Origin of the sequence: Rhizobium sp. CFBP 8752 (genome assembly GCF_014842035.1) — a bacterium.
GTDB lineage: Bacteria > Pseudomonadota > Alphaproteobacteria > Rhizobiales > Rhizobiaceae > Neorhizobium > Neorhizobium soli.
Genome location: NZ_JACYUZ010000001.1, coordinates 1728494 through 1741483, shown reverse-complemented (window position 1 = coordinate 1741483; position 12990 = coordinate 1728494). Strand labels below are relative to the sequence as shown.

General features: G+C 57.8%; 13 protein-coding genes. 5 read left to right on the top strand and 8 right to left on the bottom strand.

Annotated elements, in window-relative coordinates:
* The first annotated feature begins 37 nt into the window (after window positions 1-37).
* Together IFT59_RS08345 and IFT59_RS08340 are read left to right on the top strand one after the other, a co-directional pair.
* Entirely contained in the window at window positions 38-2626 is a 2589-nt protein-coding gene (locus IFT59_RS08345) for a mechanosensitive ion channel family protein (RefSeq protein WP_062457201.1), read from the top strand.
* A gap of 173 nt (window positions 2627-2799) precedes the next feature.
* Window positions 2800-3648 (top strand): response regulator, encoded by an 849-nt coding sequence (locus IFT59_RS08340; RefSeq protein WP_174196706.1) that lies wholly within the window; start codon window positions 2800-2802, stop codon window positions 3646-3648.
* Between the two features lie 71 nt (window positions 3649-3719).
* On the opposite strand, the gene IFT59_RS08335 is transcribed toward IFT59_RS08340, so the two are convergent.
* Window positions 3720-4748: a GlxA family transcriptional regulator gene (locus tag IFT59_RS08335; RefSeq protein WP_192086609.1), complete on the bottom strand. Its 1029-nt coding sequence runs from the start codon at window positions 4746-4748 to the stop codon at window positions 3720-3722.
* Between the two features lie 219 nt (window positions 4749-4967).
* Window positions 4968-5177: a hypothetical protein gene (locus IFT59_RS08330; protein ID WP_192086608.1), complete on the bottom strand. Its 210-nt coding sequence runs from the start codon at window positions 5175-5177 to the stop codon at window positions 4968-4970.
* A 214-nt stretch (window positions 5178-5391) separates the two neighbouring features.
* On the opposite strand from IFT59_RS08330, the gene IFT59_RS08325 reads away from it, so the two are divergent.
* Window positions 5392-6285, top strand: coding sequence for a LysR family transcriptional regulator (locus tag IFT59_RS08325; RefSeq protein WP_062458089.1), 894 nt, complete (start codon window positions 5392-5394; stop codon window positions 6283-6285).
* A gap of 21 nt (window positions 6286-6306) precedes the next feature.
* On the opposite strand, the gene IFT59_RS08320 is transcribed toward IFT59_RS08325, so the two are convergent.
* Window positions 6307-7083 (bottom strand): formyl transferase, encoded by a 777-nt coding sequence (locus tag IFT59_RS08320; protein ID WP_192086607.1) that lies wholly within the window; start codon window positions 7081-7083, stop codon window positions 6307-6309.
* Between the two features lie 295 nt (window positions 7084-7378).
* On the opposite strand from IFT59_RS08320, the gene IFT59_RS08315 reads away from it, so the two are divergent.
* Window positions 7379-7537 carry an entericidin domain-containing protein gene (locus tag IFT59_RS08315; RefSeq protein ID WP_062457192.1) on the top strand — a complete coding sequence of 53 codons (159 nt, stop codon included), beginning with the start codon at window positions 7379-7381 and terminating at the stop codon, window positions 7535-7537.
* Between the two features lie 132 nt (window positions 7538-7669).
* Here the strand turns inward: IFT59_RS08315 and IFT59_RS08310 are convergent, their stop codons facing one another.
* The 5 genes from IFT59_RS08310 to IFT59_RS08290 all read right to left on the bottom strand — a co-directional run bounded on the left by IFT59_RS08310 (window position 7670) and on the right by IFT59_RS08290 (window position 12180).
* Window positions 7670-8020 carry a hypothetical protein gene (locus IFT59_RS08310; RefSeq protein WP_062458086.1) on the bottom strand — a complete coding sequence of 117 codons (351 nt, stop codon included), beginning with the start codon at window positions 8018-8020 and terminating at the stop codon, window positions 7670-7672.
* A gap of 165 nt (window positions 8021-8185) precedes the next feature.
* Window positions 8186-9238, bottom strand: a complete 1053-nt coding sequence (locus IFT59_RS08305) for a quaternary amine ABC transporter ATP-binding protein (RefSeq protein ID WP_192076854.1) — start codon at window positions 9236-9238, stop codon at window positions 8186-8188.
* Entirely contained in the window at window positions 9231-10139 is a 909-nt protein-coding gene (locus IFT59_RS08300; RefSeq protein WP_062457186.1) for an ABC transporter permease, read from the bottom strand. Before IFT59_RS08300 ends, IFT59_RS08305 begins: the two co-directional genes overlap by 8 nt.
* 204 nt (window positions 10140-10343) lie before the next feature.
* A complete protein-coding gene (locus tag IFT59_RS08295) occupies window positions 10344-11339 on the bottom strand; it encodes an ABC transporter substrate-binding protein (protein WP_092662231.1) in 996 nt (331 codons plus the stop codon).
* A gap of 661 nt (window positions 11340-12000) precedes the next feature.
* Window positions 12001-12180, bottom strand: coding sequence for a hypothetical protein (locus IFT59_RS08290; protein ID WP_192077167.1), 180 nt, complete (start codon window positions 12178-12180; stop codon window positions 12001-12003).
* Between the two features lie 262 nt (window positions 12181-12442).
* Between IFT59_RS08290 and cobU the strand changes: the two genes are divergently transcribed.
* Window positions 12443-12964: a bifunctional adenosylcobinamide kinase/adenosylcobinamide-phosphate guanylyltransferase gene (gene cobU, locus IFT59_RS08285; RefSeq protein WP_192086606.1), complete on the top strand. Its 522-nt coding sequence runs from the start codon at window positions 12443-12445 to the stop codon at window positions 12962-12964.
* Window positions 12965-12990: the final 26 nt, after the last annotated feature.

Genomic DNA, 12990 nt, shown 5'->3' with positions numbered 1-12990 from the left:
CCTGCGATTCCGATTGTCCTGAGAAGAGTAGAGACCGGTGCGCGTGAACTCCTTCGATCCCTTGTCGCTGATGACGCGAACGATCCGCGCATCCATGATCGTCCTGCTTGTGACCGCAGCAGCGTTTACGGCCAATGCGCAGGCTCCGCAAAACGGTACGACGTCAACCCAGGCTGCGCCGACCCCGGCTGCGCCAACCCCGGCTGCACCGACCCAAGCGGCACCAGCCCAGACCGCGCCGGGCCAGGCAGCCCCCGGGCAGGCCGGGCAACCGCAGGCATCTGCTCAGCAAAACCCACAGTCGATGGTGACGGTCGACTCGATCAATCATGAAATGAAGGAGACATTGGACAGCCTTCGCGGCCGGCTGACCACGTTCAACGATCAGGTCAGGCAGGATACGACCGACGACGGCCGACTGGCCGAGCTTCGCCTGCAGGCGGAAGAGATCGTCGAACAGATGCGCAGCGCGTCTGACACGCTGAAGGCACGTGTCACGCAGATCCAGTCCAGGTTGACGAGCCTCGGAGAACCACCGGCCGAAGGGCAGCCGCAGGAAGCGCCGGCCGTCGCCGAGGAGCGCGGCAAGCTGGTCAATGAGCGTTCCGAGCTGAACCTCATCGTCGATGATGCCAACAACCTGGCCAACAGCGCGACAAATCTCGCCAACACGATCACCAACCTGCGCCGTGCCCTGTTCGCGCAGACGCTGTTTCGTCATACGGAATTGAACGCCGATCTATTCATCGAGGCGGGCAATGCCTTCGTAACTGAAGTGCACAACTTCAACGCGACGCTTGGCAGTTGGATCGGCTTTGTCATCCGCTTCAAGCTGCTTCAGCTTCTGAGCGCCATCGCGCTGTCCATCGGTGCTGCGGCCCTATTCCTCTGGGGCGGCTACCGCATTTTCGGCCGCTTCATTCGTCGCAACGGTCAGGAAGATCCATCCTACATCAAGCGTCTTTCGGTCGCCTTCTGGTCGACCGTGATCCAGACGGTCTCGATCGCGGCCTTTCTGGTGACCTCCTATCTCTTCCTCGATGGGTTCAATGTTCTCAGACCCGATGTGGCGCCGATCATTGCTTCGCTGTTCGGCTTCATCTGGTTCGTCTCGTTTGTCTGGAAGCTCACCTATGGCGTAATGGCGCCGGGAGAGCCGGCATGGCGACTGGTGCGCATCACCGACAAGGGCGCGCGGCTGCTGACATTGGCCGTGCTCGTCATGGCGGTGGTCAACGGACTGGATTACCTTCTCGGCGCGATCAGCGAGGCATTGAACTCGCCGCTGGTTCTGACGATCGTCAAGAGCCTGTTCGCCGCTGTCATCGTTGGTCTCATCTTGATCGCCATTTCCTTTGTTCGGCCGCGCGTTGCCGAGGGCGAGGATCGTGGCGGCAGTACCGGCCATCCCTGGCCGCGGTTTTTCTCCGGTCTGTTGAAGATCATGGGCGGGCTGCTTCTGCTTGCTGTCCTGACGGGCTACATTGGTCTTGCCCGTTTTGTCGCGACACAGATCGTGCTGACCGGCGCGGTTGTCGTCCTGGTCTATCTGGGCTTCCTGTCGGGCAAGGCGATCTCCAAGCAGGGTGCGTTCAAGAACACCGGCGCCGGTCGGCAGCTGGCGGAGCGCCGCAATTTTGGCGAGGTCGCGCTCGACCAGACAGGGCTTGTTGCCGGCCTCGGCATCTATGCGTTCGCCCTGTTTCTCGGCATCCCGCTCATCCTTCTGACCTGGGGCTTCCAGACCACCGATATCGAGGCATGGATCTACAATTTCTTCACCGAAATTCGGATCGGTAACGTCTCAATCTCGATCGTCGGCATTTTCGGCGGCATCCTTCTGTTCGGATTAGGCTTTGTCGTCACCCACTGGGTTCAGAAGTGGATCGACAACAACGTTCTTGCTCGAAGCCAGGTGGATCTCGGTGTCCGAAACTCGGTGAAGACGGGCATCGGCTATCTCGGCGTCGGACTTGCCGTCATCGTCGGCGTGTCGGCTGCGGGTATTGACCTCTCAAGCTTTGCTCTTGTCGCGTCTGCCTTGTCGGTCGGTATCGGTTTCGGTCTGCAGAACATCGTATCGAACTTCGTATCGGGACTGATTCTGCTGGTGGAACGTCCGTTCAAGGTGGGTGACCACGTGGTGACGGGTGCAAACGAAGGCATCGTCAAGCGGATTTCTGTACGTGCGACCGAGATCGAGACCTTCCGCAAACAATCGATCATCGTGCCGAACTCCGACCTGATCAACGCCGCGGTCGGCAACTGGACGCATCGCAACAAGATCGGCCGTTCGGAAATTCCGATCGCTGTCAGCTACAACGCTGACCCGCAACGGGTGATGGACATTCTGCTGGAACTCGTCGACCAGATCCCCGAAGTGCTGCGGAATCCGGAGCCTCACGTCGAGTTCCTGACATTCGGGCCGTCGTCGCTGAATTTCGAGCTTCGTTTCCATCTCGCTGACATGGGCGATGGTCTTCGCATCCGGAACAACCTCAGGATCGCCATTCTGCAGCGCTTCCGCGCGGAGGGCATCGAGATTCCGTTCCCGCAGCAGGAGATCGTCTTCCACCGCGGAAAGCCGGTCCTGCCGGATGAGGGAGATACGGCGGGTGGCGCGTAAAGCCACACGCCGAGAATGGTAAGGTACCGGAATAATACATCATTCACTTTAGGCAGCGGTAACTCGATGACCGCTGCGCTCAAGATGTGAAAGTACTGCCTAATTAACGCTTCTGAAAATTGCTTCGCATAGAGTTAAACAAATGGGGCAAGGATCGGGGTTAAAAGGGTACCATGACATTTCTCGGCATTTCCGGCATGCAATATTCCGGCGAATCTTTGGCGAATGCGCGCATATTGCTTGCGGAAGATTCCAACGTATTTACGTCGATGGTCGGGACCCGACTGAAAGAACTGTTCGGCATCGAGATTGAGATCTGCCGTAACTTCGAAGATCTGCAGCTTGCTTACGATCGCTCCACCGAGCCTGTCACGCTTGCGATCTCCAACATCAACCTCCCGGGTGCTGAAAACGGAGAGGCGCTGGAATATCTGATCGATCTGTCGATCCCGACCATCGTCTTTACCGGCACCTTCCAGCAGGAAACACGCGATAGGCTTCTGGCCAAGGATATCGTGGATTATATCCTGAAGGACAACGTCTTTGCGGTCGACATGCTGGCGGAATCGGTTTGCAGGTTCCTGACGAACCACCGCCATCACGTCCTGATCGTCGATGATAGCATGACCGCCCGTGCACTGCTGTCGAGTCGTCTGAAGCGCTATAACTTTAGGGTCAGTGTCGCCGAGAACGGCGCCAAGGCCCTCGAGATCCTGAAGAAGAGCCCCGATATCGGTCTCGTCGTCACCGACTACAACATGCCCGATATCGATGGTTTCGAACTGACGCGCCGCATCCGCTCGGTTCGCGGTTCCCACGAACTGCGCGTCATCGGCGTGTCTTCGTCGTCGGACCGGCTGCTTTCCGCCCGATTCCTGAAGGCCGGCGGCAATGACTTCATGTTGCGGCCCTTCATCGACGAGGAGTTCTACTGCCGCGTCAACCAGAACCTGGATACGCTGATCCAGATCCGCACGATGCGCTCGAAGGCTCCAGCAGCCGACGTCAGGAATGTTGCCTGATTTCTTGAGAGCTGCTGAGTGTGCAAAGCGAGCGGCACCTCATATCGATGGCGTGCCGCTTTCCAAAAAACTTACACGACGACCCCGGTGCGTGCGGTGTTGAGCGAAAGCTTGCGCTCTGCGCGTTCCTGCTGGGGTGAGCGGTTGTAGACCTCGCGGTAACACTTGGAAAAATGAGACGCCGACACGAACCCACAGGCGACCGCAACCTCGACGACCGGCATCGAGGACTGCACCAGCAGATGCCGGGCGCGGTCAAGGCGGATCTCGAGATAGTAGCGGGCAGGGGATCGCCCCATTTCCTGCCGGAACAGACGCTCTATCTGGCGGCGGGACAGGCCGACATCTTCGGCGATTTCGACCAGTGACAGCGGCTCGGCCAGATTGTTTTCCATCAGCTCTATGATCTGCAGAACCTTGGAGTTCTGGACCCCGAGCCTGGCACGCAAGGGAAGACGCTGGCGGTCATGCGGGTTGCGGACGCGATCTGTCAGCTGCTGTTCGCAGACACGGTTGACGAGATTGTCGCCGAAATCCTGGCCGATCAGGTTCAGCATCATGTCGAGTGACGCGGTGCCGCCAGCGCAGGTATAGAGGTTGGAGTCGACCTCGTAGAGATCCGCATAGACTTCCGCCTGTGGAAACGCTTCTGCAAAACCCGGGAGGTTCTCCCAGTGGATCGCGCAGCGCTTGCCGTTCAGGAGCCCCGCCTGCGCCAGAATATGCGCCCCGGTGCAAAGGCTTCCGACAGCCGTGCCGCGGTTATAGGTCTCGCGCAGCCAGGCGTTGACAGATTTGTTGTTGAACTCCTCCACATAGATGCCGGAACACATCAGCACCATGCTGGGGCGATGCTCACCGCTCAGGTGACGGCGTTCGTCTGCAAGAGAGGAATTGACTTCGAGACCGATACCACTGGACGAGTAGACCTTCTCGCCATCGACGGAACAGAGGCGCCAGGTATAGGCGGCGTAGCCAAGCATGCGGTTTGCGATCCGCAGGGTTTCGACGGCGGCTGCAAAGGGCAGCATCGTAAAATGCGGCACAAGAAAGAAAACGAGCGCGCGTTTCTTCGCGTGCCCACGGTTTGTTATATCCATGTCGCTGTTCCCTTCGCTGGCCGCCGTTGATCCGGTCGTTTCTTTAAAAGCGACATTGACACGGAAGGCGGTGACGGAGAAGGACATTTGACGACGGCGAAATGTCAAATTTGCGACGTCCAAAGGTCGCACACACTATAATCTCGTTAACAGGCGATCAAAAAAGACGCAGCATCAAGACCTGCCTGCATGTCGCATGCAGGCCATGAGTATTGGGCATCAATGGCGCTTGAGGTCGTTGTCGGTGGATGGCCAACCGATATCCTTGCGGATTTCTGGTGGCAGGCCCTCAAGGACCTGTTCATTTTGACGGCGGCGCCATGCGTCCCGCAGGCTTGAAACGGTGCTCAGGGCAAGCCCGACGTATGTCGCAAATGACGACTGCGATGGTCGTGGCTGTACACTCTCACGATAGGTCATGATGCTCATCGATTTTCTCCTTGGGGCTCTCGTTCGAGCACTGGACGCCGATTCAATGTGAACTGCGGTCAGTCATCAAAAAAGAGAATTAAAATGATCCATCCCATCAAGATTCGTTTGGTTTTGAGATGGCGTGTCGTGTTTTCAAGAGTGCGACCTGTTTGACTTTCAATCAAACGAAATGATATGGTGCTTAGGTTCAATTTAATTGATGGTGATGACGATGACCGTGCCGTTTCGACCGCCTCTTCCATTGCTCGATATCGACATCCTCAGAACCTTCGTTGCCATTGCCGAGACGGGCAATTTTTCGACTGCGGCCGAAGCGGTTCTGCGAACACCGTCGGCCGTGTCCATGCAGATCAAGAAGCTCGAAGAACAGTTGAAGACGACGCTGTTCCTGCGGGACGCGCGATCCGTGTCGTTGACGCAGAATGGCGAAATGCTTTTGTCCTATGCGCGCCGGATGCTCGCTCTATCGAACGAAGCGGTCTCGCGATTCGTCATGCCCGATCTCGCGGGCGTCGTGAGGCTGGGCGCTCCCGATGATATCGCCGAGCGGTTACTTCCAAAGCTCCTGAAGGATTTCGGAGAGAGCTTTCCGGGGATCATGGTCGATGTCACCGTTGACCAGAGCCTGCAGTTACGCCGGCGGATGGATGAGCAGCGGCTGGATCTCACCCTGATCAACTGCGCGACAAGGCCTTTCCCGACCACCGGTGAAGTGATCCATTCCGAACGGCTCGTCTGGGCGGGTGCTAAATGCGGCAATGCCTACTTGCGTGATCCGCTACCGATCTCCGTCTGGGAGGATGGGTGCGTGTGGCGGCAGGATGCGATCTCTCAGCTCGATCGCCACAAGCGCTCCTATCGTATCGCCTATGCGAGCTCCCATACGATGGCGCAGCGCGCAGCAGTCGTGTCCGACCTTGCGATCGCACCATTCCCGCTTTCCTATGTCACGAGCGACATGCAGGTTCTGGGCGCCAAGGAAGGGCTGCCAGAACTCATCAGCTTCGACATTCGGCTTCTAACCGCGCCCCATCTCTCGGCCCCGGCCAAGGCTGTCGCGGAAAGCATGAGGGAAGCGTTCGGCGCGCTGGCAACGGCGGCCTGAACTCGGTCATTTCCGTTAGCATCACCAGATCTTCTTGGTGATGCCGTGATAAAGCCATGTCCAGATCGGCGGCGGAAAGCGCAGGGCTGATGGCCCGGCTGGTTCATACGGCTTCAGATTGCCCGTGATCGCATCCTGGATTGCTTTGATTGCGATATCCGTCGCGGATGCCGTCATCAGGAGCGGATAGGTTGCCATCGTGTCGGAACGGGCCGGAAATATCCGTTTCTCGTAAAGCGTTCCGCCGGTATCGACCCCGTTGTCAACGAGATGGACGGTTGCCCCGAAATTCTGCGCATCGCCTTCCACGAGAGCCCAGTACCCGCCCATCTGGCCACGATACATCGGGTTGATGCCGGCGTGGAAGTTGATCACGGGGCAGGGGATCGCGGCAAGCGTTCGGGATGACAGGATACGGCAGGATATCGTGAAGACGACTGCCGGTCGGATTGCACTTACCGCAGCGTGACACGAAGCGTCATTCAGGGACGATACGGATGTCACAGGAACTGCCGGGTTGGAAGCCGCTATCAACCCGTGCTCGTGAATGATCTCTTCAGACCGTCTCGCTGCGATGCCTTTGCCGAGCCGTGACGCAATCATCGTAGCCAGCTGACCAAGCGCATGCATCCATCCAAACCGCTTCGCGCGCCGCTTCAGAAGCACCGATTTCGGTTCCGCTTCCTCCTGGATAACGTGGAGATCAGAAAACTCCCGATGGATGGCATTGATCATCACCTGCGGGTTTATGCCGCCAGCAGTCATGATCAAAACCCGAGAAGATGAATGTTCCGTCATGGGCCTGCCCCGTAATTGACCGCGTAGCGTGCGCGCTCATAGTAACGGGGAAAGATTGGCAAATTCACACCGACCTCTCGGTTCGCGCGCTGCGACAACCGATTTGTCCTGTATCATTGTGCTGGAACCGGCGGTGAAGTCATCGGGCGCGATTGGGCTGTTGCCAAAAAGCATCACAGCGGTCGCTAACAGACACATCACATTTGATCACGTGAACTTTTTCCGAGCTGGAACGTTCCTGTGCCGGAAATTGATTTTCCGAACGATTTGATCTTCATCCAGGGAGTTTTCTAACATGACGGCAAAGACAGTCACGGTTATCGCCGCACTTTTCGTAACGGCAGCTTCGCTCAGCTCGTGTGGCAACACGATCCGCGGCGTAGGCCAGGACACGGCGAACACCGTGAACGCCACCCAGGACGCCGGCCACCGCGTTGGCAAGGCTGCACAGTAATTAGTTACTCCCCAGCTCCGCTGTCGGCCATCACGTGCCGGCAGCGAGGCTGCTGAGGTGCCCCGCAGCGAGGGGCAGGGCGGTCTTGGCTTACAAGCTAACGCCAGTTTCGATGCGCTTTGCTCGACTTGATCAGACTCGAGCCTTCGGATAGGCGCGCTCGAAGCCGCCTGACTGATCAAGACCCTTCTTGAACGCCTGATAAGCCGGGTGCTGGCTGGATTTCGCCGCTTCCGCAATGCGGATCTGAAGCCGCGCCGGCGCTGCATTGCCGAGCCATCCACCAGATTTTTCCAGTTTCAAAGAGTTGAGAAACCGTCCTTCACTCGCCTGATCCAGGTAGAGATGCAGACCCGACAGGAGAAGGTCATCGCTCGACGGGTTCTCCATCAACAGAACAAGCCAGGACTGCTGTTCGGCCGACCGGTTCTCGAAACTCTCGGCAACGGTCTCGCGGCTGCCAATTGGCGAAATGTTGCTCACGTCTTCATCCTTTACCGTGATCGTTTCACGCCAGATCCACGCCTCCACACCGTGGGGAGCGCCGTCCTGACCTTTGTCGATCTTATCGCCCAACATGTCGACCTTGTCGATAAGGACGTCGGCATATGGCGGCTTGGCGTCAGAACGGTCCGACGCCGAGCCCTGTCATTCCGCAGCGATCCGTGCCTCCTCGGATGATGCAGGGCTGACCATGGCAGAAATGATGGTGTGCAGGTCGAGCGTCCCGACAGGCGCTCCACCCGGATCTGTCACCGTTGCCCGTGTCAGGCTCGCCTCGCAGATCGCTCTCGCAGCGGCTTCGATCGTCGTGTTGCCCGCAAGCCTGATGCCGTCAGTCAGACCGTCGAACGGTTTCATGACGGTTTTTGCCTGCAACACACGCCCTCGGTTCACCTCCTTGACGAAGGCGGTGATGTAGTCATCAGCAGGTGACAGGACGATATCTTGGCCGGTTCCCTGCTGCACCACTTCGCCATCGCGTAGAATGGCGATCTTGTCGCCCAGTCTCAGCGCCTCGTCGAGGTCATGGGTGATGAACACGACGGTCTTCTTGAGCTCCGCCTGCAGATCGAGAAGCACGGTCTGCATGTCGACGCGGATCAGCGGATCGAGCGCGGAATAGGCCTCGTCCATCAAAAGGATGTCGGCATCGTTGGTCAGCGCCCGTGCGAGGCCGACGCGTTGCTGCATGCCGCCGGAAAGCTGGTTCGGGTAGTGGTTCTCGAAGCCGGAGAGGCCGACCCGCTCGATCCAGTACTGGCCTTTCTTGAAGCTTTCCGCGCGAGGCACGCCCTGGATATCCAACCCGTAGACGGTGTTCTCGATCACGGTCCGATGCGGCAGGAGCGCGAATTTCTGAAACACCATCGCCGTCTTGTGCCGACGGAATTCCCGAAGATCGTTTTCGCTCATCGTGCACACGTCGACGCCGTCATAGACGACTTCGCCGTAGGTCGGGTCTATCAGCCGGTTGATATGGCGGATCAGGGTCGATTTGCCGGAACCAGACAGACCCATGACGACCGTGATGCCGCCCGCCGGCATGGATATGTTGATGTCTTTCAGGCCGAGCACATGACCGTGGTTCTTGTTGAGCTCGGTCTTCGTCATGCCCGCCTTGATGGCGTCGATATACTGGCGACCGTTCGCGCCGAAGATTTTGTAGAGACCTTTGATCTCGATGCCGTGACTAGCCATGGACCACCTCCGAATGTTTTTGCAGGCGCTTGCCGAATGCCTGGCTTGTTCGGTCGAAAATGATGGCGATCGCAACAAGCGCGAAACCGTTCATGATGCCGAACGTAAAGAACTGGTTGTTGATCGCCTGCAGCGTGTTGCGGCCAAGCCCGCCGACGCCGACCATGGATGCGACTACGACCATCGCCAGCGACATCATGATCGTCTGGTTGATCCCGGCCATGATTGTCGGCAGGGCCAGCGGCATCTGCACGTTCTTCAGCTTCTGGCTTGGCGACGAACCGAACGCATCCGCGGCTTCGAGCACTTCCTTGTCGACAAGCCGGATGCCGAGATTGGTCAGGCGGATCATTGGCGGGACCGCATAGATGACCACCGCAATCAGTCCCGGAACTTTGCCGATACCGAAAATCATCACGACGGGAATGAGGTAGACGAAGCTCGGCAGGGTCTGCATCACGTCGAGAACCGGGTTGACGCTTGCCTGCGCCCGGTCGGACCGCGCCATCAGAATGCCGATAGGGATGCCGACGATGATGGAGATCAGAGTTGCGACCGTGGTGATCGCGAGCGTGATCATCGCATCGTTCCAAAGGCCGATAAAGCCGATGAACGACATTCCGAGCGCGGTACCGATGGTGATGCGGATGCTGCGGCTGCCGAGATAGACGATGGTGAGGATGACGGCGAGGACGATGATCCACGGCGAGTTGGTGAACAGCCTTTCCAGGAAGTTCAGGAACCATTGCAGGGGCTGGACGATCGTATCGATAAAGCCGGTATATTCGCGAACAAGGCTCTTGAACCCCTCATCGATGACCTTGCGTGCTTCACGGATGGAAGCGTCGCTGATCGCCGGAAAGCTACAGAGAGCGTTCGGCAGGAAGTTGCAGGTTGCCATGATGTTCCCCTTTATAGGTTGGATTTTTGGCGTAACCCGGCATGGCTGCCCGAGCGCCTTCCTGACCAAATCAGCTTCATGCACGTCTGCAATGGATAAGGCGTCGGGTTCGCGCGACCGTCAGCGGTGGACGGCTTGTCGCGACTTCTCACGCGCCTTGAGAGGGAAGCCGCAGATCGGCTTCCCTCATTGGCAAGGCTAGGCTCAGAGAGCGGCCTTTACCTTTTCGGCGACGTCGGCACTGACCCACTTGCTCCAGATTTCCGGGCTGGTTGTAAGGAAGTGCTTGGCTGCGTCTTCATTGGTGCCCTGGTTGTCGGTCTGCCAGGCGAGAACGCTGTTGATCGTGGCGTTGCCCCATTTGCGGGCCTTGATGTAATCCATCGCGACGCCGGCCTTGTCGGCGAACTTCTTCGTTACGACCGTGAAGGCTTCCGAACTCGGATAGGAGTTGACCTTTGGGTTCGGGCAATCCGGAACCGCCGTGCAGGCATCCCAGTTGGCCTTGTCATGCGGCGTATCGAAGGACAGCTTCACCATCTCGTATTTGCCGAGAATCGCGGTCGGAGCCCAGTAATAGCCGAGCCAGCCGGTCTTCTTCTCGAATGCGCCGGCAATCGAGCCGTCGAGCCCGGCAGCAGAGCCGGTATCGACCAGTTCAAAGCCTTTTTCGCTTGCACCGAGAGCCTTGTAGAGGTTGGCGGTCGATGTCTGGCAGTTCCAGCCGGACGGGCAGTTGGTGACCGCGCCCTTGGATTTGTCTTCCGGTGCCGGGAAGAGTTCGGGATGAGCAAGCGCCTGCTGAACGGTCTTGATATCCGGGTGCGCGTCCGCAAGGAATTTCGGGATCCACCATCCTTCGACAGCGCCGTCGGCAAGGATTTCCGCAGCGATGACGAGGCGTCCTTCCTTGACAGCTGCGTCGAGCGGGGTACGCACGGCGTTGACCCAGAATTCGGGTGCAAGGTCAGGCTGACCTTTTTCGTTCATCGATGTGAAGGTCGGCATCGTGTCGCCGGTCACCATTTCCACCGAGCAGCCATACCCGTTTTCGAGAATGATCTTGTCGATATGAGCGGCAACCCCTGCGGACGCCCAGTTCATCTCTGCGATTGATACCGAACCGCAGTCGGCATGCGCAGTGCCGGCAAAAGCGTAAAGACCGGCGGCGAAGGCTGCGGAAGTGAGGAGTTTCTTCATGTGTAAGACCTCCCAGTCTTATTCGTGACAGTGTTCAACTCTGGAGGCGCCGATAGCCGGCACCCGATGACTGCGGCTTTGTGCGATCAACCGGTAGATGTGATTGCACCGGCCAGCTGGCCTCATGCGTCTTTTATACGCCAGCGAATGATGTCACAGGCGTTGCGCAATAATGTGTCAGCAGTATCAGCCTACGTTTTCCGAAGCAGAAATCAACTGTCCGCGAGTAACCGCACAATAACGGGCATATCACCAAGCCCTTGTAAGATATCGTGTTCGCGTCTTTTGTGACGACAAAAGCGCCATCGCCGGCAATAACTAAGCAAACTCTGCAACCAGCAGCAGCCCGTTCATGCAGGCGGCACTTTGTCACGACCGATATTTGACGTTTAGTGGCTGATTAGCGCCCTCGCTGTCGCAAATAAAAATTCACGCAGTGTGGGGAAAAAATTGAAACTGCAGGCATTGGTAACGCGCTAATAACCATACGGTAAGAATGTACGCGTAGATGTTGCCGCCATGGTCGTCCTCGAACGACTTGGCGCCGGATCAGGTAGTGCATACCGGCCGCCATAACCATTTTGCAGTGACGCAAGCGATCTCGAAATGAAAGATCGCGCTATGGTTGCGTTCATGTCGACTTTTGGGTTCTCATTTCACATCAGCCAGCGCTGAACGTACGGATGAAACCGAGCAGCGAAAAGCGCGTGTCGAGTTCCATGGCGCGGGTCTGACGATCACGACGCGGAAGGCTCGAATTCCAGGCAATCTGAACGCCGTCATTGTTCTTGAAGATGTAAAGCATCGGTGTTTCCTCAGAGGCTTCGTAGAACGAAGCCATGTCGTTTTCGTGTGCGCTCAGATAAGCTGCAAACCAGCGCGTTTCAACGCAACAAGTCGGCAGCGCATGTCGCAAACAGAATGCCCATTGAGAAAGTTGTGAGATCGCGCCCCGAAATGTCTAACCCGCATGGGATTGACGGGCGACCTTCAACGAGTCAACATGGCGCTGCAATGCAAATCCAGAGCAAACACCAGCAGGGCCGGACGCCTTCCTCATCTACGAATCGTCCGGTCCCTTTCTCTGCGATCGGCCTGCTGCCATGACCCGCTCCGGGCGCGTCGTCCTTGTCCTTGGCGGCGCCAGATCCGGCAAGTCATCCTTCGCTGAGAAACTTAGCGGCGAAACCGGTCTCAACAGGCACTACGTTGCAACAGGCCGCGCCTATGACGCCGAGATGGAAGAACGCATTCTGCGCCATCAAGACGACCGTGGCACGGGCTGGATCACCCACGAAACACCGTTGAACCTCACAGCCAACCTTCGCAGCATAGACTCTGATGATGTCGTCATCCTCGTCGACTGCCTCACGCTGTGGGTGACGAACCTGATGATGGCGGAGGCAGACATTGCCTCAGCGTCTGAAGGACTTCTGTCTTATCTGAGGGATACTGCTTCGACCGTCATCCTCGTGTCGAATGAAGTCGGTCTCGGTATCGTGCCGGACAATCGCATGGCGCGAGACTTCCGCGATCATGCCGGCCGCCTGCATCAGGCAATCGCAGCCGTGGCAGACGATGTATTTCTCGTGGCCGCCGGCTTACCGCTGAAGATGAAGGGGTGACGGGCTATACTGGTTTCGGTCGGGAG

Bases quoted from the DNA above. Each gene is read 5' to 3' on its own strand.
- IFT59_RS08340 (WP_174196706.1), top strand. From the start codon at position 2,800: ATGACATTTCTCGGCATTTCCGGCATGCAATATTCCGGCGAATCTTTG.
- IFT59_RS08335 (WP_192086609.1), bottom strand. From the start codon at position 4,748: ATGGATATAACAAACCGTGGGCACGCGAAGAAACGCGCGCTCGTTTTC.
- IFT59_RS08330 (WP_192086608.1), bottom strand. From the start codon at position 5,177: ATGAGCATCATGACCTATCGTGAGAGTGTACAGCCACGACCATCGCAG.
- IFT59_RS08325 (WP_062458089.1), top strand. From the start codon at position 5,392: ATGACCGTGCCGTTTCGACCGCCTCTTCCATTGCTCGATATCGACATC.
- IFT59_RS08320 (WP_192086607.1), bottom strand. From the start codon at position 7,083: ATGACGGAACATTCATCTTCTCGGGTTTTGATCATGACTGCTGGCGGC.
- IFT59_RS08315 (WP_062457192.1), top strand. From the start codon at position 7,379: ATGACGGCAAAGACAGTCACGGTTATCGCCGCACTTTTCGTAACGGCA.
- IFT59_RS08305 (WP_192076854.1), bottom strand. From the start codon at position 9,238: ATGGCTAGTCACGGCATCGAGATCAAAGGTCTCTACAAAATCTTCGGC.
- IFT59_RS08300 (WP_062457186.1), bottom strand. From the start codon at position 10,139: ATGGCAACCTGCAACTTCCTGCCGAACGCTCTCTGTAGCTTTCCGGCG.
- IFT59_RS08295 (WP_092662231.1), bottom strand. From the start codon at position 11,339: ATGAAGAAACTCCTCACTTCCGCAGCCTTCGCCGCCGGTCTTTACGCT.
- IFT59_RS08290 (WP_192077167.1), bottom strand. From the start codon at position 12,180: ATGGCTTCGTTCTACGAAGCCTCTGAGGAAACACCGATGCTTTACATC.
- cobU (WP_192086606.1), top strand. From the start codon at position 12,443: ATGACCCGCTCCGGGCGCGTCGTCCTTGTCCTTGGCGGCGCCAGATCC.